The organism is Psychromonas ossibalaenae ATCC BAA-1528, from assembly GCF_000381745.1.
Lineage (GTDB): Bacteria > Pseudomonadota > Gammaproteobacteria > Enterobacterales > Psychromonadaceae > Psychromonas > Psychromonas ossibalaenae.
The window spans coordinates 1-24,974 of the sequence record NZ_KB906988.1 but is presented as its reverse complement, the minus strand read 5'-3'; the positions used below and the strand labels follow the sequence as shown (position 1 = coordinate 24,974).

Here is a 24,974-nt window from a genome sequence, read left to right as displayed (position 1 = left end):
TATGTTGGACGATCTAAGCATATAATCCCGCCTCATAATTTACTTGATTAGAGGTATTTAATTTACCTCCCCTCTTAAATTATAACTAATACGCATTCATAATGAGTTAAATAAATATAACTTGTTATTAACATTGAAGTTATTGCGTAAATAAAGAGAAAGAGCACAAGGAGAGTCATATAAGTTGCCGAGAAGCGGTTAACTTTGTGGACCTGCTTGTGCTTTTTTTTTGCGTGTCAAAATATTACTAATATTGTTAGTTCGCATTATTGAATCTAACCCAAATAGAAGAGAGAGTGAATGATTGCTGCATGGATTAATGCGCTGAGTGAAGGTTTATGGGAATTTTTTCTACCATTACTTATTATATTAGGTCTTTTTATTAATATTAAGATGGTTAAAGCGCGCGCAAAAATAAGTGATTCAGACATTTCTTCCTGGCAGTTAAGTAAAATTAAAGGTGCGCTGTCTATTTCACTTGCTTCAAAAGTTGGTACCGGCGCTATTATCGGTGTGCTGGCTGCGATGTGGCAAGGCTCTGTGCACGGAGGCAGTGGCGAAGGCATTGTATTCTGGGTATTAGTGGGCATGCTGTTTTTAGTACCTATCACGTATTCTGAGGTGCTTTTCACGCAGATATCTAAGCAAACACCACGCGACTTTATTACAACAAATTTAAATGCTAAAGCCGCTACCGTTTATGCTTTAGGCCTGGTGGCTTTATATGCCTTTGGCTTTGTCGGTTTTCAATTAACGGGTGTACAGACGGTCGTTCGTTACTTTTCAGAAAACTATCTTGATTATCACTTTAATTCAGTAACTGCACTTCTTTATATTGTTATGCCGATAATTTTACTGGCGGGAATGGTGATTGTTACTAAAAGCCATCACTTGTTTATTAATACCTTATCCTCGCTGATATTTATGATTATTCTCGCATACGTTTGTTTTTTCATGTTTTTTGTTTACCAGACGCGTGATTTTATCAGCCAGTACTTTAGCAATATTTATGCTGATGTGATGAATTTTCAAAGTGCTGGAATCGGTATTCCTATCGGACTAATTATTGCCTTTCAGCGAATTATTCAAATTAGTGAAACCTCACTGGGTACCAGTGCGTTATCAAGCTCAGATAGAGAAAATTCACCGCGTCGGGAAGCATTTGTGCAGACCGTTTCTACGCTGATAAGTATCGCCATTGCTGTCATTATTACCAGTTATGTGTTCGCTTACGGCCAGGCTCATATTGAGGGGGTGGCACTGGTAGGCGATAGTTTTGAGCGGGTTAAAGGTTACATTTTTACGGTTTTTCAAGTGACGGGCTATATGGGCCTTTCTATTGTGGTGTTGTTTTTTGTGGTTTCTGGTTTCACCACGATTTTAGGCTCTTTTCACTATGTTAATACCAGCCTCAATATCGGTGAAAACGGACGAATTATTACCTATTTATTCTTGATTAGTTTATCTGGTGCTTTGAGCGTAACGCACTTTGATATTATTTTTGAAGCTTCAAATCTATTAATGTTTATTGTCGGTGCAATCAACCTTTTGGCAATGGCATTATTCATTCATAAAAAAATTCATATCTTTCATAAAATTTAATTTTAACTTTAACTTTAACTTTAACTTAAGGACTCATGATGAGTAAAAAAATATTAGTTGTCGGCGGTGTAGCCGGTGGTGCATCGGTCGCAGCACGTCTTCGTCGTCATAGTGAAACAGATCAGATCATTATGTTTGAAAAAGGGCCGCATGTTTCATTTTCAAACTGCTGTCTTCCTTATCATCTCAGTGGTGTTGTCCCTACCGCTGAAGAGCTTGTGCTGATGTGTCCTGAAAAGTTCGCGAGCCAGTACAATATTGAAGCGCGCGTGGCAAATGAAGTTGTATCAATTGATCGCGCAGCTAAAACGATTCTAGTGAGAAATGTCGAAAACGGCGAAGAGTACACGGAAGCTTACGATAAACTGGTTCTTTCTCCTGGTGCTAAACCAATTGTTCCGCCTATTCCTGGTATTGAAAAAGTAAATACATTTTCAATTCGTAATGTCGTTGATATTGACCGCCTTAATAAGTTCATCAAAGGCAGTGCACCAAAAAATATCTCAGTGATCGGCGGTGGTTTTATTGGTGTTGAAGCCGCTGAAAATTTAAAAGAAGCGGGTTATAACGTTACTTTGATTGAAGCAATGCCGCAGATCATGAAACCATTTGACTACACTATGGTGCAGATTCTTCATAAAGAATTATATGATCACGGCGTTAACCTGATTGTTAACGATAAAGTTGAAAAATTCGAAGAAAACAAGATTATTCTTGGGTCAGGTAAAGTGGTTGAATCGGAAGTTGTTGTGATGGCAATCGGCGTTAAACCTGAAACGGATCTGGCGACTCAAGCAGGCCTTGATTTAGGTAAAACCGGGGCAATGAAGGTTAACCAGAACTACCAGACCAACGATTCTGATATTTACGCGGTTGGCGATGTGATTGAAGTTTATAGCTACCTTTACAATGATTATTTCCAGCTTCCTCTTGCCGGTCCGGCACAGAAACAAGCTCGTGGTGTTGCTGATCATATTAACGGTATGGCAATTGACAACCGTGGTTATATCGGTTCTTCAGTGATTAAAGTGTTTGATTATAATGCAGCATCGACTGGCCTGAATGAAGGCATGATTGAAGCTCTTGGTCTAAACCTCTCTTACGAAACGGTTAAAATTATTCCTAATGATAAAGTAGGTCTAATGCCTTTTGGTGCGGTTGCTCACTTTAAACTGATTTTCGAAGTACCGACAGGACGCATTTTAGGCGCGCAGGCTATCGGTAAAGGTAATATTGATAAACGTATTGACGTGATTGCAACGGTTATCAAGTTCGGCGGTACTATTTACGACCTTAAAGATCTTGAACTTTGTTATGCCCCTCCGTTCGGAACAGCAAAAGATATCGTTAACTTCGCAGGTTATGTTGCGACTAATTTAATGAACAGCGATTTTAAACAAGTACATGCATCTGATATGCGCCCGCTAATTGAACAGGGCGCTTATATTGTTGACGTTCGCGAACAAGACGAATTTGAATTAAGCCATATTAATGGTGCAGTTAATATTCCTCTGAGCGAGATCCGTCAGCGTACTGATGAACTGCCTAAGGATCAGCCGCTTTACCTGCATTGTCGTAGTGGACAGCGTAGTTACAATGCCGCATTAGCACTGCAGAAATTAGGCTTTAAAGATGTTTATAATGTTTCCGGTGGTTTTATGGGATTATGTTTCTTTGAATATTTCAATGATAAGACACTCGGTAGAACACCTGTAATGACAGATTATAACTTCGATTAATACGAATTGTTATTTGCTCCACTTATTACGGCTTGCTGCATTGTAAGTCGTAAATGTAATACTTTACGGTAATTTTACTGGAATAATTAAAATGAATAAAACACAAAATATGACGGGTGCTTTATTGGCCCTGAGTGCACTGCTGCTGGGCGGGCTAATGCTGAAAACGGATATGCTGTTTCTGCGTCTTCTATTTGGTATTGGCTTAGGTTATGTATTAACACGCAGCTTTTTAGGCTTTGCCGGTAGTGTCAATCGAGCTTATAACGGCGGTTCAACTAAATTGATGCAGGTGCTGATGTTTATGTTTGTTATCACCGCAGTGATTAATGCCGGTTTCTTATTAAACAGTGATCCTGCTGCTTATGATTTATGGATCAACCCGATTAACCTGGGCTTGATTGTCGGCGGGGTAATGTTTGGTTTCGGTATGACTTTTTCATCATGTTGTGCATCGGGTGTTATGACTGATCTGGTGACCGATCTGCCGCGTGCTGGTGTCACGTTAATTTTCTTTGGAATGGGGGTCTATTTAGGATTTCCGCTGCAGAGCAGTTTACCCTGGGTGACAGACACGTTAGTTTCAAGCAGCAGCTACGCAGATAAAGGTGTATTTATGCCGGATCTGTTCGGCAGCGGTTTAGTAAGCTACATCGGGGCAATCGCATTAACCGTTCTGTTTGCGGCTATTGTGATTTACTTATCGAAAAAGTATGAAAATAAGCGTCATCAGGCTGGTACCTTTTACGGTATTGACAGCGAAATTGAACAGCATAACGCGGTAAAAGCCAAAGCTGCAGAAAACGATAGTAAAAAACAGTTTAAATTACTAAGCTCGGAAACCTATCAGGCACTTTTTGTTACTCCGTGGTCGATGAAAACCGGGGCGTTAATGATTATTGTTATTTTCACCTTAATGCTGGCTGCCACGCAGACAGGCTGGGGGGCATCGACGCCGTTTGGCATCTGGTTTGGTCAGGGCATGATGGCTTTTGGTGTCTCAGCTGATAGTGTTGCTGCGTTTGCAGAGCGTCCGGTAGGCATGTTTGCTACCCCGTTCTTTGAACATCCGATTTCAGTGCAGAACTTTGGTATTGCACTTGGTACGCTTATTTGTGTGTTGCTGACCGGGCAGCTGTCGTTTAAATTTAACTATTCGACGAAGCAGTTAGCATTGTTTGCAATGGGCGGCTTGTTTATGGGATTCGGTACGCGTTTTGCGAACGGTTGTAACGTCGGTTCACTTTATACGCCGATTGCTAATCTTTCGTTATCGGGCTGGATCTTCCTGGTATTCTTAGTTGCTGGTGGTGTTCTGGGTAACAGAGTGGCGGCTAAAACAGCATAAACTCAGATAACAGTCGTTCTTTTTAAAAGGCCTTTAAGTTATTTTTTAATAGCTTGAAGGCCTTTTTTATTGATTTTCATCTTATCGATTCCTATCGGAATAGAAATTTATTCGTTTCTGCTGTTTATTCTGCCGCCCGTACCCGCAATCTTCAATGTATAAATAAGCTAATAAGAGTAGGATAGTAGTAAAATAAAGAGTGTCTAATGCCCTCTTTTTATTGCCTGCAATGATGAGTCTGTAATGAGTAAAAGCAAACAACTATTTGATAACAGCACTATTTTAGAGAGTATCTCAGATGGTGTCTTTAGTGTTGATCATGACTGGAAAATCAGTTCATTCAATCGTGCTGCTGAACACATTACCGGCATTAAGCGCAGCGATGCATTAGGTAGTTACTGTTCAGAGGTATTTCGTTCAAGTTTATGCGGTGAGCAGTGCGCATTACGAGAAACTCTGCAGACGGGTAAAGCTGTTATTGATAAGCGCTGTTATTTTATTAACAGCAAAGGTAAAAAAGTTTCTGTCACCCTTTCAACTGCGGTGCTTAAAGATCCCATGGGGAACATAATGGGCGGCGCTGAAACCTTTCGAGATATATCGGAGATTGAAGTATTAAAAAAACAGCTTTCTAAACAGGCCGAATCAGGCTCTTTAATCACTCATAGCCAGTCGATGAAAGCCGTTACTGCAACCGTAGAGGCAGTTGCAGAAACATCTGCAACTGTGTTGATTACGGGTGAAACTGGAACAGGTAAAGAGGTGACAGCAAAAGCGCTGCATCAGTTAAGTGAGCGGAATAGAAAACCATTTATCGCCGTTAACTGTGCAGCCTTGCCTGAAAACTTATTAGAGTCGACTTTGTTCGGCCATGTTAAAGGGGCGTTTACAGGAGCTTTTGATAATAAACAAGGGTATTTTGAAAGGGCGGCTGACGGCACTCTGTTTCTGGATGAGATTGGTGATATATCACCTGCACTGCAGGTGCGTTTATTGCGGGTGCTGCAGGAGCGTGAATTTGAGCCGGTCGGCGGCAGTAAACCACAGAAAACTGAAGCCAGAATCATTACTGCAACCAATAAAAATTTATTAGATCTGGTTTCACAGGGCAAGTTTCGAGAAGACCTTTATTACCGTCTGAATGTAATAAAAATAACCCTGCCTAGACTAGCGCAGCGCTTTGAAGATATTCCTTTTTTAGTGGATCTATTTATTGAACGCTTTAATAAGGTGCATAAAAAATCGATAAAGGGGATCTGCCCGGAAGCATTACAGCATCTTCAGTCTTACACCTGGCCTGGCAATATTCGCGAATTAGAAAACAGCATTGAACGTGCCTGTGTATTGTCTAAAAACAGTTATATTCAATTAGATTGTTTTTCTTTTGCCGTTACAGAAAATCTTCAGCCTGAAAAGCGAAAAAGTGCGGTTACAGAGAGTTTAGGAAGCAGTCGAGAGGAGATTGAGAAGCAGGTGATTGTTGAGGCGTTAAAAAATAATCACAGTAAAATAGCGGCGGCCAAAGCATTAGGTGTGCATAAAACAACGCTGTTTCGTAAAATGAAGAAGTACAAAATAGCGTTTTGAATTATGTTTATTCCTGCATTCTATTATTTTATAAACTTTGTTAATAAGCAGGCTGCGGGAGTACTGCCGAGTGCGAAAACATTACATATAAGATAAGTGTTCTGCAGGCCGAAACTGCCGCCTAACAGGCCGATGCTGAAGACAACTATTGAGCTGATAGAGAAACTTATCGACATATACATACTGTTCATAAATGTCGGCATATTGGTATGTGTATCCTGCACACTTGCCATAAGTACCGCTCCTGAAGCAAAAAGGAACAGCCCTAAAAGAGCGAGAATATAAATATTACCAAAGTATATAAAAAGCCCCATGCCTATTACTGATCCTGTGCTGGAGATAATCAGCATATTTTTCCTGCCGATCCTATCTGATAAATATCCTGAAAAAAATGCCCCCAGGACGCCGGAAAACTGCAGGGTAGATAAAGATATACCCGCATACCAGAGGCTCTCGCCCTGACTGGTTAAATAAAGCTGCAGGTAGAGTGTTAACGGACTCTTCATTCCTGACTGGAAGAATAGATAAAAGCCTAAAACAGTAAAAAATGGAGTATATTTTTTCAGAAGTTTTCTAGTGTCACCTTTTCTTTTGCTTTTTTAGGCGCCCGGTCCAGATTAAAGTCTTTAAGTTTCAGGTATAAGATAAAAGACGCGATAAGCCCCAAAGACATCAGTTTATAAATGCCTTCTAAGCCCCAGACTGCGGTTACCAGCAATGGTCCGACTCTCCGCCGACCATAAAACAGCTCATACCTGTTCCGATTTTGTTTCCCGAAGCTTCTTTTATCATCACAGGGGAGGGAATATGGAAAAGCGCTGAGTTTATTCCCGATACAAATAATAATATAAAAAGGACGCTGTATGACGGTGCGAGTCCAATCAAACTCATGCATACAACAGTGACTGCCGGAGTTAAAATAACAAAATACTTTACGCCGTTTTTTTCTGCGAGCAGAGCAAAATACGGGTTAAAAAGTGTCGGTATTCTTCTAATAATTTCTAATAAGGCACTTATTGATAAAGACATGCCGAGTTTTTCTATTAAAAGAGGCAGTAGCGGGGCTAAAAATGATGAATATATGTCATGCAGCATATGCGCAGACGAGATAGTCAATACCTCTTATTTTTTAAATTTTTTGTTCTTCATGCTATTCCGTTATCTAGTATTATTCTTGGCGGCTTTTATTTTTGGACTGCAGGCTGTTTGCTGGAAACATCTGATTTATTTGTACTGTTATAGTGTGATTTTTAACCCTGCTTGTGCAGTATGTATGTTATTTATAACGTGTTTTTTGAGTAACGATATTGCGCTGTCGCCCGTGCAGTGAGCAGGATAAATGTTTCTGATATTCTGCTTGTTTAAATAATCGATGGTGGCACTTAGGCGCCGCGGATCTGCATTAACCAGGTGCAGTCCACCCAGCAGGTTGTGTACTGCAGTTTGTTCTGTTTGTTTTTTAATATGGGCAAGTGTATTCATAATGCCGGAATGGCAGCAGCCGCAAATAACGGTTAATCCGTTTTCTGTTTCAATCCAAAGGCTAATATCATCATTAAGCGGATCGCTGTGCTTTTTTTCTTTATCAAGGAAAAAAAGACCGCCGCTGTTTTCAATATGACAGAGACGCGGTATCTGACCTGTCAGCCAGATTCCTGCACTTATTTCACTCGCTTTTGTGATTAATTTTTTTTGACTGTCCGGGAATACTTCAATCGCTTTCACTGCACTTTTTACTAGAGAAATAGTGCGGGGTGGTTTATCTGGATGCAGTGAATACCTTGTTTGTAAACAGTCTGGGTGAGCGTAAAAGAATGCGTTGGGATTTGCAGCTAAAAGTGTGCTTAAATTTCCGCCGTGATCATAATGGCCGTGACTTAAAATGATTAAGTCCAGGTTATTAAGCGGGATACCTAATGCATTCGCATTATAAAACAGCGCATCATTTTGTCCGTTATCAAATAAGATCCGTTTGCCCTGATGCTCAATTAAAATGGACAGCCCATGTTCGTGCATTAACCCGGTTTCTGCCTGGTTATCAACTAACACTGTTATTGTCGTTGTCATCTTATTTCCTTATTGGCGCTTCATAAAACGCGCATTACTTTTGGCCATAAGCTGCTGATCAACATAGATCTCCGCTTCAACTTTATAGAGTGTTAAGTAATTTTTGTTTATCTTTCCGCGAATAAGAATATCTGCTGTCAGCGGGATCTCAGCAAGGTAGCGAATATTCATATCACCTGTTACGGCTTCTGCGCCTTGATTAAAAATCGCATTACACATGCCGGCATCCAGCAGTGCGGCAATAAAACCTCCATGTAGAATTCCCTGGTAACCCTGCTGATGAATACTGCCTTTTGCTTTTGCCCAGACAATACCTTGCTGATCATTGTAAAAATCAAGCTTTAAGCCGAAGGTTGATTGTGTGCCGCATAACATACAATGCTGGTGGCTCTGCTGTTTTTCTACTGCTTCTAATAACAATGTTGAATCAATAAAATCGAGTTTATCAATCTCACTTTGTAATAACTCTTTTTGTGGATTATTCATTTGTGCTCTTATTGTGCTCTTATTGTGCTGTTGCGTGCCTGCTAGCTTAAGCTTATTCAGTAACCTGTTTTACTTTGAACATAAAACAGGTTTATTTAATTACTTATGCCATTGATCTTCGTTGACATTGACCAGCCGCCATACGCTTACCCTGGCGGTTTGCCATACGTTTTCCTTGACCGCCTGCCATCCGCTGACCATGACCTTGTGCTTTTTCTGCACACTCAATGTCCATTTCCTGTTTGCGGCTGACACGGCCGCAGTAGCGAATACGCTTTGGTTTCTGTTTACAATTTCCAGCTTGATCTGCTTGAATTGAAAAGCGCTGACAATTTTTCTTGTTTATGTTTAGTTCCTGCATATTAATTTTCCTTTATTGTTGAATGTAAATTTATTGGTTAACAGTGCGTCGGCAGAAAGGTTTTTTCTCTTTTTGTTTACGCTTTTGACATCCAGGCATTCTGAATTTAGGCTGGTCTAATTGATTAAGGTGCAATGCCTCGATGACTTGATCAACGTCACCAGCTGTAAATGAAAACACTTCACAGCCTTGGGTGATTAATATTTTTTCAAGATAATAGGGAATTGCACCGCAAATAAGCAGATCAATATTTTCGACTAAAAGCTCGTTAGCCATTTCCACTTCATTCTGCGTATTGAATTTCTGTCGACTACCTATGGTGCACTCGTTAGGATCGGCTTCAATAATCAACCAGGCTAAGGCAGTTTCAAAAACGGGTGATATTCGAGACTGTGTTGTAAGCAATGCGACTTTCATAAATACCCTTACTTGCGCTGATGGTTTCTAGAACTGAATGATAACGGGTATATATCAACTATCATGCCAATAAATATATTTCTGTAAGTTGTTGAAATCAAGTGTGTATTTATTTTTTGTTATACGATGGCAGCAATAGAGGGGTTGCAGATGTGAGGCTGAGCAGGTGCGAAACTGCAACTGTTATTTATTGGGCTGAGTTGAGTAGTGCATGCTTTGCTGGTTGTTTCGCCGACAGGATAAAGTTCCAACGACGAAGTTATCACAAATACTAACAAGTGAAAGCAAACCTAGTCGGCTAGGTATGCTGTAGTTATTAAAAAATGTTGAACCGCTATAAGTGATTCACGTATGGCTTGAAAGCGATTGGTTATTTTCAACTTTCTAAGGCTGTCCGGGCCGCTGATTCCCAGTCAGTCAGTATTTTCATTATCTGACGGGAGTCTTGCGGTGATGCAGCCGGGCGTTGAAGGCATTTCTGTTCTTTTTCTAACGCTTCACGAATTAATCTCACTTGATATAAGAAGCCGTTACCGTCAGCAGTCACCGTCACTGTTTCACCTTGCTGTTCGTATCTGCTTATTACAAACTGATTCCCTTCTGCCCCCGGCAGCCACGGGTTAGAGATGATTTCTAAACTGCCTGTACTGCCAAGCACAGTAAACCCGGCATGCAGACCATAATCTTCAGCTGTATGCAGCTGGCAGATAATACCGTTTTCATATTGGATAGTCGCGGCAGATTCGCAGATATTGCTGTCTCCACCACATCGGCCGGATGCAGAAATATGATAGTTACTGCAGGCAGCATCAGTAAACTGCTGCTGCATGAGTAAATGCATTAGTGATACCGGGTAGCAGCCTAGATTATAGAGGGCACCTTTACTGTCCGGGTTAACGAACTGCTCGATGGACGCGCAGTACTGCGCATTGATGGATCTGATTTCACCAATTGCACCATCCTTAATCTTTTTCGCGACGGCATTCGTGAATGGGTGAGTAAGATACATCAGCCCTTCAACAAAGAATATGTTATTTTTTGCCACAGCAGTCAGTGCCGCATCCGTTTTCTCCATATCGATCGATAAGGATTTTTCGCAAAGCACTGCCTTACCGGCATCGGCTGCTTTTATTACGAATTCATGATGCAGGTGGTTGGGCAGGGCGATATATATAATATCAACGTTGTCGTCGTTAATAAGGGCATCATAGTCATGATATCTGTTTTCGATACCATACTTTTCTGCAAATTCGTTCAGTGGTGCAGAAGATCGCCCGGCCACAGAATGCAGGCGTGTATTACCTTCTTCAACAATGGCATCGGCCATCTCTCCGGAAATAAAGCTGGTACCAAGGATCCCCCAGTTTAGTGTTTTTTTCATTGTTATTTCTCCACGGTTAACAGTTTGCTTTCAAAGGATTGAATAAGTTCAGTAAGTCCAGATTGAATAAAGTCTTGAGTGTGTTGTGCATGAAAGTGCTGCTCAAAAGCTTCCTGACTTTCATAGCGTTCCCAAAAAATATATCGACGCGGATCGTGTTTATCCTGTAAAGGTACGGCCATCGAGCATCCTTCCTCACTATTCATCGCATCACAAAAACAATGAATTGCGGCAATTGCCGTATCGAGGCAGCTTTCCGGTTTAATGCGAAGCTCAGCGGTAATGAACAAACCTTGTTTAAACATAATGTGTTCCTAATTAATGGTGAGAAATAATCGAATAGGTAATTTTAATTGACTATTTATAGTTGATAAACGACCATTTAGTTTGTTGTTTTATAACTATGGGTTGTTAATGTGGATCGATTGAAGAGCATGCAGGTGTTTGTCTATGTGGCGCAGCATGGAAGTTTCTCTAGCGCGGCGGTTAATTTTGCGGTGACAGCAACTATGATAGGTAAACATATTAAGTTTCTGGAACAGCATCTGGGAACAAAGCTGTTGAATCGCACCACCCGCAGACAGTCGCTCACAGAAGCGGGACAAATTTATTATCTGGAATGTAAGCGAATTTTGGATGATATTGCTGAAGCGGAAAACAGCCTTCAGAGATTAGAAAACAAACCGAAAGGAACGGTACGTATCAATTCGCCGGTGACGTTCGGAAATATTGTGCTTGCACCGATAATTGCGGATTTTTTGCAGCATTATCCAGATATCAACATAGAGTTGATACTTGAAAACAGCCTGATTGACCCGTTACATGAGCAGGTTGATGTGGTGATCCGTATTGGTGACCTCGCCAGTTCATCGCTTATTGCGCGGCAAATTGCGCTGTATGAAATGGTCTTTTGTGCTTCACCTGAATATCTGGCCAATTACCAGCAGCCGCAGTCTTTGAGTGATCTGGTTACGCATCAGTGTTTAGGTTTTAGTTATGATCATATTCAAGCGAATCTTGCGCTGCGAATTGATACCCAGGCATTTGATAAACAGCATACGCGCCTGACCTCAAACAGCGGTCAGGCTTTAAAAGTAGCCGCCCTCAAAGGTACTGGAGTATTACTGCAGCCGCGGCTGCTTTTAGACGGTGAATTAGCGCAGGGTGATTTAATCGAGATATTGAGTGATCATGTACCGCCCCCAATGCCAGTTCATGTTTTATATAAGAGTAAAGCACTACCGCTGAAAACACGGACCATGATTGAATTCATTTTAGCGGCGATGAAAAATTTATAGGTCAGCCAGTGGGCAGTGCATATTATATTGGGGCGCTAGTGTTTTACCCGCCCAAGCCGTAAAGGCGATTTAGGGGATTATTACAGAGGTCTGCAAATTTGTTGTACCACTAGCGTCTGTATCTCCTGACTGCAGTGCATTGTTTATTCGCTAATGACAGGTAATTTGATAATAATTTTTCGAAGTGCCTGTGCTGGTTCCTGGCTGTAGCCTAATTTATTATCATCATCATCCACGCTGACAGGTGCAATCCAGCTGAGAGGGATTTTGTGACCCTTTTTTACGTAGTCGCGCATGGCGCAGACAAGCTCCCGCAAAGTACCGCCATGGGAAAAGCCGCGCCAGCTTCCATGGTAATGCGTATAAATGCGCCTTCTGGAGTAGTCGTCTATAAACCAGACTATGCCGTTTTTATCGATCTCCATATGAGCAGTAACACCACGAGAGCAAAATTGTTTCTCGCCGTGTTCTGAGATGGCCTTAATGAGTTCATTTACGTGATTGATCCGTTCATTTTCCTGCGGCGCCTCAATAGTTCGAAACATTCCTCCATAACAGTGAGGACAGAGACTAGCGTGCCAGCTGCCTGTTTCATTGTTTTTGCGCTCTTGATGGGTTCCTGTCCATCCACAGTGCGCTCTAGAGCATTCAAAGCGTTCCGGCATTAATTTGTTCCTGTTTTACAATATTGGTTTTTGATTTATTTGTATCTTTGCTTGAGTCCCTTCCGTTGGGGGCTCTATAACTTATGATATCACCTATCCTAATGTACAGGTTGGTTTAGCGGTAGCGGTATGGTAATAATTTTTGACATGCATATTGAATTTAACTAACCAGCGAAATCCCTATTAGCATTTTATGCAGGTAAACAGCAAATAGACCATATATCAGTAAACCGGCAAACACTAAAATAACATCATTAACGGCTGATTTTTTAAATCCCGGTAGTGGACGATAAGCTCTGTTTTTCATGGAAATCAGATCAGCAGCAGCCCAGACAAAAAATGAAGAAAACAGTAATAAGTCAGCAAGGCTGCCGTTTACAAGCAGGTGGCTCACTGCCCAGAGCATAACGGCAAATAGCTGTGGATGCTTTGTAATCGAATTTATTTTACTTGGAAAGTATGGAGCTAAAAGCAGGATAAAAACCGGCAGCATAAGTAATGCACTGACATGACGTAACCAGTAAGGTGCGGTGTAGATCAGTGTCGGGTTTAACTTCGCTTGTGAATAACCTTTTACTATCAGAAAAAGTCCGACAAGTGCAATTGAGCTATAGAATGCTTTCCAGACAAGTTGATTTTTAGCCGCCAATCGATCTCGTATAGGTTGAGCGATGATTGATATGGAATGAATTCCTAAAAATAAAAACAAACCTGACAGTAAATTAAGCATAGATAAACTCCACCTTTGAAGAATGAATTAATATTAATAAACCAAGCTTCTCAATTAAAATCAATCTTAATCTCAAGGGAGATATATCCAGCATGGCTGGTTCCTTCCGGGGAGACCGAGGGCTTGCGGCCCATAAGGTACCAGCATAAAAAAACAGCCTATTTGGAGGCTGTTTATCGGCTTAAGTGATCTTTTCAATAGACTCAGTTATCTCCCTGCTGACTGTTAAAATGAAAACGCAGATGAATACCTAAGTCGCTGTTGATAAGCTCTACACTGCCCTGCAGCCTTTCGGTTACCAGGGAATGAATAATTGACATGCCGAGTCCGCTTCCTCCCTGCTCTTTTGCTGTTGTATAAAAAGGTTCAAATATTTTGTCTGATGCTTTCGGATCAATACCGATGCCGTTGTCGTGGTAATCGACGACAAAGATATTGCCGCCTTTATCCTTAATATCGATAGATATCTGGTTATTGTCGTTATTATTAAATCCATGTAACAAACTGTTGTTGATTAAATTGATTAGAATCTGCGCGTGCACCCCCGGATAAGTCATTGAATGCAGCTGTGCGGAGGCGTTTAAAGTGATTGATGCACTTTTTTTCTTGAGTGAAGAGCGCAGGGTGTCTATTATCCGCTGGTAATAATCGCGGATATTTATGTTTTCTAATTCTAAAATATGCTGTTCTGCCGCTGTTAATTTAAAATTACCTAATATTTCTTTTGCCCGTTCTAAATTATGTACCTGCAGCTCTAACGAGGATGCGACTGTTGACAAATATGACTGCATATCTGACATTTTTAAGGTATTGCCCTGTATTTTTTTATTAAGCTGCTTATATTCACTTTCCATGATTGAATGTGTGGTAACAGCAATACCTAAAGGGGTATTAACTTCATGGGCTATCCCGGCGACCAGATCCCCTAAGGCCGCCAGTTTTTCAGACTCAACTAACTTTGTTTTGGCATATTCTAATATTGATAATGTATTTTTAAGAGAAGCACGGCGCTTTACTGCTTCCTGCTCTAGTTGAGTATTGGCTGACTGTAGTTTATCCCGGCATTCAATATGATGCATTTCTGCTGCGATACGTCCGGAGAAAAGCTGCAGTATTGAGGTGCTTTGCTGGCGGTTAGTGATACTTTTTGAGTATAAAGCGACTAGAAGCCCGATGCTTTCTTTTTGTGAATTCAATAAAGGTACTGCTAAATACGCGTTTATGTTTCTGTCTGTTAATAATTTATCATCAGGGAATGTTTTAGCGACCTGCTCGGGATAACAGCATACGGAGTTCTCTATTACCTTTGCGCACGGAGTATCTGCGAGTGAATATTCAACATTGTCTGTTAACTGCCCGTCAGCCGCAAATGCTAATGTTTGCGCTGTGTTTTTACTCTTATTTATTTTTGCAGCAAACAGATAATCGGCATCTACCGCTTTGGCTATTTGTAAACTAATCTGCTCCAGAAAGTCTTCTGCAGATCTATTGGACATGCTCTCAATGATATCGCAGACAGTTTGTTCCATTTTTCGCTCCTGTAATATTAGTCTGGGTAAGTACGGCGGATTTCCATTATTTCGTCAAAATGCCGCACTGCAATATCAACCAGTTGAGGCTGAAATTTAATACCGCTCTGCTCTTTAATAAAAGCGAGTATTTTTTCTTCCGGCCAGGCTTCTTTGTAGCTTCGTATAGAGCCCAGGGCGTCAATAACATCAACAATCGCCATAATCCTTGCTTCTAAGGGAATATCCTCAGCGGCCAGGCCGTCCGGGTAGCCGCTTCCATCCCAGTTTTCATGATGATGGCGTGCTAAAGTTTTGCCTAATTTGGCAATAGGCAGGTTGGAATGCTCCAGCATTGCGCCGCCGTTAGCAGCATGCTGCTTCATGACCTCCCACTCTGCGGGATCCAGCTTGCCGGGTTTGTGAAGAATATTATCCGGAATTGCAATTTTTCCAATATCATGTAAAGGTGCTGCGCCTTTAATGGTAGTGATAAATGCACTGGATAACCCCAGTTTTTGTGCAAATAAACGGCACATAAGCGCGGTGCGCCTGACATGTGAGCCGGTTTCTTTACTGCGGGCTTCAATTGCATCGCCGACTATATACATCAGCTCGCGTTGATTAGTTTCTGCCTGTTGGTGTCTGACCAGACTTTCCAATACCAGAGCAACATTTGTGGAAAAAAGCTCGGCAATATCGGTATGAAAATAGGCAGGAGGGGATTCAAATTCTATATATAAAACGGCGCTGGCATCGAGGGATGTTTTGTAATAACTGATAAAGTACTGATCTGTTATTTCTGTGGTTTTGTTGATAAAGGTAGCATTGATTTTTTCTTTAATATCATTGGTTATTTCTTGAATATTATCCGGCTGAGTACCAAATTTACCACTGCAGGCTAAATAGGTTTCATCGACATGATCAAACAGATCGGTTTCATGACGGACAATATAAACAGACGAGCTGTCTAAGCTCATCAAAGACAGTAGATTGGTTAATGCGGCCGATGCAAATTCTGATATTTCATCAATTTTTAAAATATTGGTGGAAGAGGCGATTAGTTTTTTAAAAGCCTGCAGGCTGCTGGTTATAGTACTGATATCGCGATAACTGCGTACAGCTGAATAAACTGTGGTGGTCATCTTACTTTTTGTTAGCTCTGTTTTTGTCCGGTAATCATGAATATCGTAATTTCGGATCACTTCGTACTCCGGCGCGATTCCTGCCTGCCCGGTTCTTAAAACTAAGCGGATACTTTGATTTTTTAGAACGTTACGGATCCAGTCAATCAGCTGCAGGCCGGCATGATCGTTTTCCATGACCACATCAATAAATGCCATGGAAAACTCAATTTCTGACTGCAGCATTACTTTTGCTTCTGCCGCAGAAAAGGCTGAATGCAGTTTGATTTCTCTATCAAGAACCACAGTATTAAGGAGCACCAGACGTGTAACATCATGAATCGCGGGTTCGTCATCCACAATCAGAATGTTCCAGGTTTTTCTATTTTTCGGCATTTCCTGTGGAAGATCTATTTGATCTTCTTCAGATTGAAATAAAAATTCTGACATAGACTCATAGCACCATTTTTACTCGATACCCTTAAATATGGCAGAAAAATATTGCTTTTCAATTTAGGTGTTATTAATAAGAAATTAACATTCTATTACTGTGATCTTTGTAGGCAGTTGTGAGTGGTTCAGCACCTTACAAAATAACGACTGTTAAGATAAGTCCTAGCGAAGCTGAAATTAATGGTGAACGGTCACTGTTAATCTCACATATAACTTTTAGAAATCTCCTGCTCTTCTGCTGATTATCAGCAGAAGAGCAGGAGAAGTAAGCTTTTGCAAAAGATGAACCGTACTGCTTGACGTTTAATATCCTAGACTTAATGCGCCTGGTTTTCTCGGATCTGAGGCTCCGTAAACACCGTTTTCACTTTTCATTATGGTCTGTGTACTGCCCATGGCTGCCTGGACTTTTACTTTATGGTCTTTTTTCTCGAGCAGTTCAATGGTGTCTGTACTTAAGCCTTTTTCAATACGGATATAGTCCGGCAGCCATTGGTGATGAATGCGTACTGCCGCTGACGCTTCTGCAATATTCATCTGATAATCCACCACATTTAATATTATCTGCAGTGTAGTGCTGATGATTCTTGATCCGCCCGGTGTGCCGGTTATTAAATAGGGCTGATTATCTTTCAGTAAAATGGTCGGAGTCATTGAGCTGAGAGGGCGCTTATTGCCTTCAACTGCATTGGCTTCACCACCGATCAAACCATAGCCGTTCGCACTGCCGGGTTTAGCTGAAAAGTCATCCATTTCATTATTCAGTAAGATACCAGTCCCTTGTGCAACCATGCCTGATCCGTAACTGAAGTTAAGCGTGTAGGTATTGGATACCGAGTTTCCCCACTTATCAATAATACTGAAGTGGGTTGTTTCGTTACTTTCATAGGGCTGTATTTTACCCGGGGCTATATCACTGCTCAGCGAAGCTCTGCTGAGGTTTATTGTTTTACTCAGATCCTGTGCATAACTTTTATTTGTTAAGGCTTTAACCGGCACATTAACAAAATCACTATCGCCCAGATACAAGCTGCGGTCTGCATACGCACGACGCATGGCTTCAGCCATTATATGTATTGAATCGGCGCTGTTGTGACCCATTTCTGCCAGCGGGTAGTTTTCCAGCATATTGAGCATCTGTACAATATGTACGCCTCCCGATGACGGCGGCGGCATGGAGAGAACCTGGTAACCTCGATAGGTTCCGGTAACTGGCTGTCGTTCTACGGCCTGATAGCTTTTAAGATCAGCCTGAGAAATTATGCCGCCTGCTTCAGTTACTGATTTTTCAATTTTTTCGGCGGTATAACCGTGGTAAAAGCCGTCTGTGCCCTTATCCGAGATTCGCTGTAAACTGGCGGCTAAATCACTTTGAATAAGACGTTCACCGGTTTTATAAGTCGAACCGTCTGTTTTGTAAAATATCTTTTTAGTATCCGGCCATACACTTAGGCGCTGCTTCATTGCTGTTAGTGAGTTTTCTAAGTCAGAGGAAACAACAAAACCCTCTTTTGCCAGTCTAATAGCCGGTGCCATCAGCTCCTTGCGGCTCAAAGTGCCGTATTTTTTCCGGGCTGACTCTAACCCCATTACTGTGCCTGGAGTGCCTACCGCAAGGCCGTGATGGCGTGACAGCTGTTTATTGACCTTACCGTCTTTATCTAAATACATGTCGCGAAATGCTTTAGCGGGTGCTTTTTCACGGTAATCGATTGCCACTGCGCGTTTCTGCTCTGCGAGATAAAGCAGCATAAAGCCGCCGCCGCCAAGGTTACCTGCTCGCGGTAATGTTACAGCAAGTGCATAACCCACAGCCACTGCTGCATCCACGGCATTACCGCCTTGTTTAAGAATGTCGACGCCGATTTTTGTAGCTAAAGCCTCTTGAGTGGATACCATGCCGTGTTTGGCCCAGACCGGATGGTGAATGGCCGTCTGACTGTAAATCGCTGCAGGTGCGGCTGTAGAGGGGGCGAGTGCATAACTGCTCGAAACAGAAATTAATATCAGGTTAAACAGAGTGAAGCATTTTTTCAAAAAAAGCATAAGTACTCCTTAATATTTTAACGTTAGGTAGTGCTCTTATATAATTGATGCTGCTTAATATAGCTGCTTACTGCTTCCGGAACTAAATAATCGATACTGATATCATTATTTAATAACTGCCGTATTTCACTTGAAGAAATATCTAACTGGCTGGTGGTTTGAAAATATATTTTACCAGCCTGCAGGTTATGCAGATCATGCGGATTAGTACTTTTATGCTGATCCAGCAGTGCCTGTACCTGTTCATTAAACTCACACTGCCAGCCCGGGCGCTGGCTGATAATTAAATGACAGTAGTTAAGAATTTCCTGCCACTGGTGCCAGCTGTTAAAGCTGATTAAGGAGTCCATACCCATAATAAAACAGATTGGTGTATGCGCGTGCTGTTTTTTTAATTCCTGCAGAGTATCAATGGTATAACTTGGTTTAGCGCGGTTTAATTCGCGCCTGTCAATGCCGATTTTAGGTTGATGCTGTATCGCTAGTTCAACCATCTTACAGCGCTGCTGTGCACTGCAGTGGCTTGCCGATTTGTGCGGTGCAATATGATTGGGCATTAAAACAAGCTGTTTAAGGGATAGGGCTTCACAAATCTCCAGGGCAGGGCGCAGGTGCCCGAAATGTACCGGATCAAATGTGCCGCCTAAAAAACCGATCGCCTGCTGCTGAATATTATGAGTCATATTTTTAATATGCCTTTAATTAAAAAATGCACTTGAAACTGCATCAAGCTTTAGCCAGTTGTCTGTATTATTTTCTACTTTAACTGCAACTTCTATTTCTGCGCATTGAATGGTTAAGGTTTCTAGCTGCTGCGTCTTTAAACGCTGCAGGGCATCGCTGATTAACTTCTGTTTGGCCGGCCATAGCTTCGGCTGCTGTTGACTGAGCAGCTTAGGTAAGGGAGTTCGACAGCTTTGGTAAGAAAGCTTAAGCAGCTTTTGTATTTCACTGCTTAGTGTTGCCGTGAGCAGCAGTAACTCCGTACCTTCGGCTTTAAGCTGATTTAGAATTCGTGAAGCCCGCGCTTTATCACCGTCAAGCAGGCTGTCTACCCATTGAAAAAGACTAAAATGATTGTGGGTGGTAATGCTCTGTTCTACCTGCTGCAGCGTTAAGTGCTGCTTGGGGTATAACAGAGCCAGCTTTTCAAATTCCTGCTTAGCGGCTAGTAAATTTCCTTCAAAATGTACACAGAGGTAATCAACAACGTCTTTGTCTGCACGTAAATGCAGCGATTTCAGGCGCTGAAAAATCCACTGTGGAAAACGATGTGCCGGGGGCTGGTTAGCCGCAACAAAGATACCCTGCTGCTCCAGTGTTTTAAACCACACACTGTTCATCTGCTGATTATTGAGTTTTGGACCTTGTAATATCAGTAAAATATCCGCATGAAGTAACTGACTGATTTCACGAATAAAGGCGGTATTATCTTTATTACTTTTAGTGAAACTCAGTTCGATAATTTTTTTTTCGGAGAATAGAGACAGACTGTTAAATTCGTTATAGATCTGATCTTTTTCAAAATTACCATCAAGGCTGAAGCTGAATTTTTCCAGGTAACCCTGTGATTTTGCGGTGTGCAGAATCTGGTCTGATGCTTCTAAGCAGAGTAGAGCTTCATCGCCAAAAATAAGGCAGCAGCCTGGTATCTGCTCCTTGATATGCTGCAGCAGCTGCTCGGGATAAATGCGCATTATTGCCTATTCACTCTTTTCATTTTCTAAACTAAGCATAGTGGCGATAATATGATCCGCTGCAATTGATCGTAACTCTTTGGTTAATAGTTCAGCTTCACGTGATTTAGCCAGCGCTTGTGATGGGTTATCAAGGAAATCACGATAAATATTGACAGAGAAGGGGTGAATTTCATGGCCGGGATTTTGAATTGAGTAATTAAGGTTATAGCCTAATTCCTGCTCTGCATTGGTTGCATTAACGTAAAGAGAGATCGTACGGGTAGTACGCTGCTCTCCCAGTATTCTTAAAACGGGTACATCTTCTTTAGGAAGCGCTAAAATGTCTATGCCGGCGCCGCGTAAGCGCAGCTTAACCAGGCGGGTTAATTCGCCGTTAGGAGCACTGCTTTGTATATATATTTCTGGATATTTTTCAACAAGACCGTCATTGTGCTTCAAGTGAAAACCGCAGCCGCTGAGAAAAGTGAATGAGAAAAAAAGAAAAACGGTTTTAATATAAAAAGCTCTGCTAAATAGAGGGAACATAATAAGCCTTTTGAAGTGTTTGTTATATAAAATGACGAAAAGCCGGAATAATTCTAATTTAATAGCGCTATTCCGGCTTTCATTACTGCTGAACTTTAGTTAGCAACAATATTAAGCAGTTTGCCGGGTACAAAAATAATTTTGCGAATCGTTTTACCATCGGTAAATTTACTCACATTTTCATCTTCAAGAGCAAGCGCTTCAACTGTTTCCTGTACAGCATCGGCTGCAACTGTCAGTTTACTGCGTAATTTGCCATTAACCTGTACGATAATTAGTTTTGAGTCTTCAACTAACGCACTTTGATCAACGCTCGGCCAAGGTGCATTTAAGATATCCTCAGACTGTCCTAATGCTTCGAATAACTCTGCTGAGATATGCGGCGTAATAGGAGACAATAGTTTAACCACAGCAAGCAGCGCTTCTTGTAAAACAGCACGATCCTGCTCATCTTTAGTCGGTGCTTTAGTTAATTTATTCATTAACTCCATGACCGATGCAATTGCCGTATTAAATGTCTGACGGCGGCCGATATCATCGGTCACTTTAGCAATGGTTTTATGCAGTTCGCGGCGTAGTGTTTTTTGAGCATCAGTATGAGCTTTAACATCTAAGTCAGCAACCGCGCCTAGTGCAACGTGCTCAAACGAAATTTTCCATAAACGTTTTAAGAAACGTAAAGAGCCTTCAAGTGCCGAATCAGACCACTCAAGGGTCTGCTCCGCTGGAGCTGCAAACATCATAAATAGACGCACACTGTCTGCACCGTATTTATCAATCATCTCCTGCGGATCAATACCGTTATTTTTTGATTTAGACATTTTACACATGCCGTCAAAAACAAGTTCTTGGCCGTTTTCCATTTTAGCGCTGATCACTTTACCTTTTGCATCGGTTTCAGTGACTGCATCGCTTGGAGAAACCCATACTTTACCGCCTTTCTCATCTTCATAGTAATAAGCGTCAGCTAAAACCATGCCCTGTGTTAACAGTTTTTTGTACGGCTCATCACAGTTTACTAATCCAAAGTCACGCAATAACTTATGGAAGAAGCGTGAGTATAAAAGGTGCAGGATTGCGTGCTCAATACCACCAATATACTGATCAACCGGCAGCCAGTAGTTGGCTTTGGCCGGATCTAACATCTGCTCGTCACTTTGTGGTGAACAGTAACGTGCGTAGTACCAGCTTGATTCCATAAAGGTATCAAAGGTATCTGTTTCATGTGTTGCCGGCTGACCGTTATAAGTGGTTTTTGCCCACTCTAAATCTGCTTTGATTGGTGAAGTAATACCATTCATTTTCACATCTTCAGGTAATACAACCGGCAGTCTATCTTCAGGTACTGGTACAACCGTGCCGTCTTCTAATGTTAATGTTGGAATTGGCGCGCCCCAGTAACGTTGACGAGAAACACCCCAGTCACGTAAACGGAAGTTAACCTGGCGTTTACCTTTGTTTTCGCTTACCAGTTTTGCTTCAACCGCATCAAATGCCGCTGTAAAATCTAAACCGTCAAAGTCACCAGAGTTAAAGCAGATGCCTTTTTCTGTGTAGGCCTCAGTTGACACATCAACTTCACTGTCTGCTGGTTTGATAACTGCCTTAATTTCTAAGCCGTATTCATTCGCAAATTCGTAATCGCGCTGATCGTGAGCTGGCACTGACATAACTGCACCAGAGCCGTAACCCATCAGTACAAAGTTAGCTGTCCAGATCGGCACTTCTTCACCTGTAATCGGGTGAATCGCTTTAAGGCCGGTATCAACACCTTCTTTATCCATCGTTGCAATTTCAGCTTCTGCTAATTTTACGTTTTTACATTTTTCGCAGAAGGCCGCTAGTGTCGGGTTGTTTTTAGCTGCTTCAAGCGCTAAAGGATGCTGTGCGGCAACTGCCACATAGGTAACACCCATTACGGTATCCGGACGAGTTGTGTAAACAGAGAAACTTTCGTCGCTGCCGCTTACTTTAAAGTCCATTTCGATACCTTCAGAACGGCCGATCCAGTTACGCTGCATAGTACGGACCTGTTCAGGCCATTCATCCAGCTGATCTAAATCATCTAATAATTCTTGTGCGTAAGCGGTGATTTTAATAAACCACTGTGGAATCTCTTTCTGCTCAACAACTGCACCAGAGCGCCAGCCGCGGCCGTCAATAACCTGCTCGTTTGCAAGTACCGTCTGATCCACCGGATCCCAGTTAACCGTTGCCATTTTTTTGTAGACTAAATCTTTTTCAAGCAGCTTAGTGAAGAACCATTGTTCCCAGCGGTAATATTCAGGCTGACAAGTTGCTAGTTCACGACTCCAGTCGTAACCAAAACCTAACTGTTTAAGCTGGGTTTTCATGTATTCGATATTTTCGTAAGTCCAGCCTGCCGGTGCAGTATTGTTTTTAATGGCTGCATTTTCAGCCGGAAGGCCAAATGCATCCCAGCCCATAGGCTGCATTACATTTTTGCCCTGCATGCGCTGGTATCGAGAAACTACATCACCGATGGTGTAATTACGTACGTGACCCATATGCAGTTTACCACTTGGGTATGGAAACATTGACAGGCAGTAATATTTTTCTTTAGATGGGTCTTCCGTGGCTTTAAATGATTGGTTTTCATCCCAATTAGTCTGGAACTTGTTTTCAATCTCTTTAGGATTATATAACTCTTGCATATTCAGTCTGCCTAGCAATGATAAATGAAATAATAAATAGGCCGCTAGGATACAGGAGCAATCTGTCGGCAACAATATTTATGCGAAAGAAGCGACTTATTTCCTAGTTAAATGAGCTGTTTTTATAAGCTTTTAGCAAAAAAGCTTATAAATAGGTCAATTATCGTCTGTTTTGTTCTAAAATTAAGCTGTTTGTTTAATGTAAGTAATATTACTCGGAGGCTCTGTGACTCAGGTATATAAAGATTTATTAATGACGGACGATGACTTTAAATATTTGTCTGAATTGGTTGCGGATCTTGAAGGTTGCGAAGATAAGAAGCTTGAATATAAACTTGGCGCATCGCAAGGTCAGAATGGGTTGTTACTGCAGCTGGGACTGGCGGATGACCTGCATTTGACTGCGAATTACGGTAATCACCATTTAGTTTTTCCGGTGCAGATGAAAATGGACAGTTTTGCGAACTTCAGCATGTGCCTCGAGTCCCCGGAAGTTTTTGAAACGGGTGAACGGTTACGTTCATGGCGTTTATCAGCCGACAGAGGGTTCTGCTTAGTGAATGAAGCGGGAGAGGATCTTCATTATCAGATTAATAATTTGTCAGCTTCCGGGATTTCGTTATTCATTGATCAGGCAGAAGCACTGAATTTCCCTGAAGAGCTGCATAATACTTATCTGCAGCTGCCAGATTGCCAGCGGTTGTCAATTTCAGGTTCTAGAATCAGCCGTATTGATGATAAGTCTATCGCTTATTCTTTGACTAAGAGTGTAGGTGATGATGCTTCGAGTGTATTAGCTCAGTACTTGTCAGCATGTCATGCGCAGCGTTACCCTGAAGTACATGCGCTGCAGTTAAAAGGATAAAGCTGCTTGATAAAAAGCAGGAAGCATAACTTATATTATCCTGCTCGATAATTGCGCAGATTGTCTGGTTTCTCGGCAAACAGATTATTTTGCTTCTTTTTGCTTTACAAGCGGCTCTAAGTTTCTGTATTATTCGCCTCGTTCCGGAGGGGTGGCAGAGCGGCTGAATGCACTGGTCTTGAAAACCAGCGAGGGTTAATAGCTCTCCGAGAGTTCAAATCTCTCCTCCTCCGCCACATTCAAACCCCACTGCTTGCAGTGGGGTTTTTTGTTTCTAGCAGAAAATTATGAAACCTATAAGAGTTTGAATCTCTCCTGCTTTTAACTAAGCCACATTTAAAAAGGCTTCTCATCTGAGAGGCCTTTTTTCGTTTATACAGAAAATAGTTTTAGAATA

Annotated in this window: 24 protein-coding genes and 1 tRNA gene; 7 read left to right on the top strand and 18 right to left on the bottom strand. The window is 41.7% G+C overall.

Annotated elements, in window-relative coordinates; translation table 11 throughout:
• Positions 1-300 precede the first annotated feature (300 nt).
• The 4 genes from G327_RS0111825 to G327_RS0111810 all read left to right on the top strand — a co-directional run bounded on the left by G327_RS0111825 (position 301) and on the right by G327_RS0111810 (position 6,276).
• Positions 301-1,602 carry an ACGS family protein gene (locus tag G327_RS0111825; RefSeq protein ID WP_019614992.1) on the top strand — a complete coding sequence of 434 codons (1,302 nt, stop codon included), beginning with the start codon at positions 301-303 and terminating at the stop codon, positions 1,600-1,602.
• Between the two features lie 38 nt (positions 1,603-1,640).
• Complete coding sequence (locus tag G327_RS0111820; protein WP_019614991.1) at positions 1,641-3,341, top strand: FAD-dependent oxidoreductase; 1,701 nt, start codon at positions 1,641-1,643, stop codon at positions 3,339-3,341.
• Positions 3,342-3,432: 91 nt separating this feature from the next.
• Positions 3,433-4,689 carry a YeeE/YedE family protein gene (locus G327_RS0111815; protein WP_019614990.1) on the top strand — a complete coding sequence of 419 codons (1,257 nt, stop codon included), beginning with the start codon at positions 3,433-3,435 and terminating at the stop codon, positions 4,687-4,689.
• 243 nt (positions 4,690-4,932) lie between these two features.
• On the top strand, positions 4,933-6,276 hold the full coding sequence (locus tag G327_RS0111810; RefSeq protein WP_019614989.1) for a sigma-54 interaction domain-containing protein: 1,344 nt from the start codon (positions 4,933-4,935) through the stop codon (positions 6,274-6,276).
• 23 nt (positions 6,277-6,299) lie between these two features.
• On the opposite strand, the gene G327_RS27180 is transcribed toward G327_RS0111810, so the two are convergent.
• From G327_RS27180 to G327_RS0111775, 9 genes are all read right to left on the bottom strand, one after another.
• Positions 6,300-6,842 carry an MFS transporter gene (locus tag G327_RS27180; protein WP_211217228.1) on the bottom strand — a complete coding sequence of 181 codons (543 nt, stop codon included), beginning with the start codon at positions 6,840-6,842 and terminating at the stop codon, positions 6,300-6,302.
• Positions 6,839-6,994, bottom strand: a complete 156-nt coding sequence (locus G327_RS27175; RefSeq protein WP_211217227.1) for a hypothetical protein — start codon at positions 6,992-6,994, stop codon at positions 6,839-6,841. Before G327_RS27175 ends, G327_RS27180 begins: the two co-directional genes overlap by 4 nt.
• Positions 6,985-7,371 (bottom strand): MFS transporter, encoded by a 387-nt coding sequence (locus G327_RS27170; protein ID WP_342662386.1) that lies wholly within the window; start codon positions 7,369-7,371, stop codon positions 6,985-6,987. The genes G327_RS27175 and G327_RS27170 overlap by 10 nt, the downstream gene beginning before the upstream one ends.
• Positions 7,372-7,512: 141 nt before the next feature.
• Positions 7,513-8,343, bottom strand: coding sequence for an MBL fold metallo-hydrolase (locus G327_RS0111800; RefSeq protein ID WP_019614987.1), 831 nt, complete (start codon positions 8,341-8,343; stop codon positions 7,513-7,515).
• Between the two features lie 9 nt (positions 8,344-8,352).
• Positions 8,353-8,829, bottom strand: a complete 477-nt coding sequence (locus tag G327_RS0111795) for a PaaI family thioesterase (protein ID WP_019614986.1) — start codon at positions 8,827-8,829, stop codon at positions 8,353-8,355.
• A gap of 103 nt (positions 8,830-8,932) precedes the next feature.
• On the bottom strand, positions 8,933-9,190 hold the full coding sequence (locus G327_RS0111790; protein WP_019614985.1) for a hypothetical protein: 258 nt from the start codon (positions 9,188-9,190) through the stop codon (positions 8,933-8,935).
• A 30-nt stretch (positions 9,191-9,220) separates the two neighbouring features.
• Positions 9,221-9,607, bottom strand: a complete 387-nt coding sequence (locus G327_RS0111785) for a NifB/NifX family molybdenum-iron cluster-binding protein (RefSeq protein ID WP_019614984.1) — start codon at positions 9,605-9,607, stop codon at positions 9,221-9,223.
• Positions 9,608-9,983: 376 nt separating this feature from the next.
• Positions 9,984-10,988, bottom strand: a complete 1,005-nt coding sequence (locus G327_RS0111780; RefSeq protein WP_019614983.1) for a Gfo/Idh/MocA family protein — start codon at positions 10,986-10,988, stop codon at positions 9,984-9,986.
• A gap of 2 nt (positions 10,989-10,990) precedes the next feature.
• On the bottom strand, positions 10,991-11,293 hold the full coding sequence (locus tag G327_RS0111775; protein WP_019614982.1) for a putative quinol monooxygenase: 303 nt from the start codon (positions 11,291-11,293) through the stop codon (positions 10,991-10,993).
• Between the two features lie 111 nt (positions 11,294-11,404).
• Between G327_RS0111775 and G327_RS0111770 the strand changes: the two genes are divergently transcribed.
• Positions 11,405-12,286 carry a LysR family transcriptional regulator gene (locus tag G327_RS0111770; protein WP_026339333.1) on the top strand — a complete coding sequence of 294 codons (882 nt, stop codon included), beginning with the start codon at positions 11,405-11,407 and terminating at the stop codon, positions 12,284-12,286.
• Between the two features lie 143 nt (positions 12,287-12,429).
• On the opposite strand, the gene G327_RS0111765 is transcribed toward G327_RS0111770, so the two are convergent.
• The 9 genes from G327_RS0111765 to leuS all read right to left on the bottom strand — a co-directional run bounded on the left by G327_RS0111765 (position 12,430) and on the right by leuS (position 23,712).
• On the bottom strand, positions 12,430-12,831 hold the full coding sequence (locus G327_RS0111765; protein WP_026339332.1) for a hypothetical protein: 402 nt from the start codon (positions 12,829-12,831) through the stop codon (positions 12,430-12,432).
• 280 nt (positions 12,832-13,111) lie between these two features.
• On the bottom strand, positions 13,112-13,681 hold the full coding sequence (locus G327_RS0111760; RefSeq protein ID WP_019614979.1) for an NnrU family protein: 570 nt from the start codon (positions 13,679-13,681) through the stop codon (positions 13,112-13,114).
• A 203-nt stretch (positions 13,682-13,884) separates the two neighbouring features.
• Positions 13,885-15,210, bottom strand: coding sequence for a sensor histidine kinase (locus tag G327_RS0111755; protein ID WP_019614978.1), 1,326 nt, complete (start codon positions 15,208-15,210; stop codon positions 13,885-13,887).
• A 17-nt stretch (positions 15,211-15,227) separates the two neighbouring features.
• Positions 15,228-16,763, bottom strand: coding sequence for an HD domain-containing phosphohydrolase (locus G327_RS0111750; protein WP_019614977.1), 1,536 nt, complete (start codon positions 16,761-16,763; stop codon positions 15,228-15,230).
• Positions 16,764-17,069: 306 nt separating this feature from the next.
• Positions 17,070-18,812, bottom strand: coding sequence for a gamma-glutamyltransferase (gene ggt / locus G327_RS0111745; RefSeq protein ID WP_019614976.1), 1,743 nt, complete (start codon positions 18,810-18,812; stop codon positions 17,070-17,072).
• Positions 18,813-18,835: 23 nt separating this feature from the next.
• Complete coding sequence (gene nadD, locus G327_RS0111740) at positions 18,836-19,495, bottom strand: nicotinate-nucleotide adenylyltransferase (protein ID WP_019614975.1); 660 nt, start codon at positions 19,493-19,495, stop codon at positions 18,836-18,838.
• A 15-nt stretch (positions 19,496-19,510) separates the two neighbouring features.
• Positions 19,511-20,509 carry a DNA polymerase III subunit delta gene (gene holA / locus G327_RS0111735; RefSeq protein WP_019614974.1) on the bottom strand — a complete coding sequence of 333 codons (999 nt, stop codon included), beginning with the start codon at positions 20,507-20,509 and terminating at the stop codon, positions 19,511-19,513.
• Positions 20,510-20,515: 6 nt separating this feature from the next.
• Positions 20,516-21,037 (bottom strand): LPS-assembly lipoprotein LptE, encoded by a 522-nt coding sequence (locus G327_RS0111730; protein WP_019614973.1) that lies wholly within the window; start codon positions 21,035-21,037, stop codon positions 20,516-20,518.
• Between the two features lie 95 nt (positions 21,038-21,132).
• Positions 21,133-23,712 (bottom strand): leucine--tRNA ligase, encoded by a 2,580-nt coding sequence (leuS, locus tag G327_RS0111725; RefSeq protein ID WP_019614972.1) that lies wholly within the window; start codon positions 23,710-23,712, stop codon positions 21,133-21,135.
• Positions 23,713-23,938: 226 nt separating this feature from the next.
• Here leuS and G327_RS0111720 point away from each other — a divergent pair, with 226 nt between their 5' ends.
• Both G327_RS0111720 and G327_RS0111715 read left to right on the top strand, forming a co-directional pair.
• Positions 23,939-24,577: a hypothetical protein gene (locus G327_RS0111720; RefSeq protein WP_019614971.1), complete on the top strand. Its 639-nt coding sequence runs from the start codon at positions 23,939-23,941 to the stop codon at positions 24,575-24,577.
• 145 nt (positions 24,578-24,722) lie between these two features.
• Positions 24,723-24,813: transfer RNA gene (locus G327_RS0111715), tRNA-Ser, on the top strand.
• Positions 24,814-24,974: the final 161 nt, after the last annotated feature.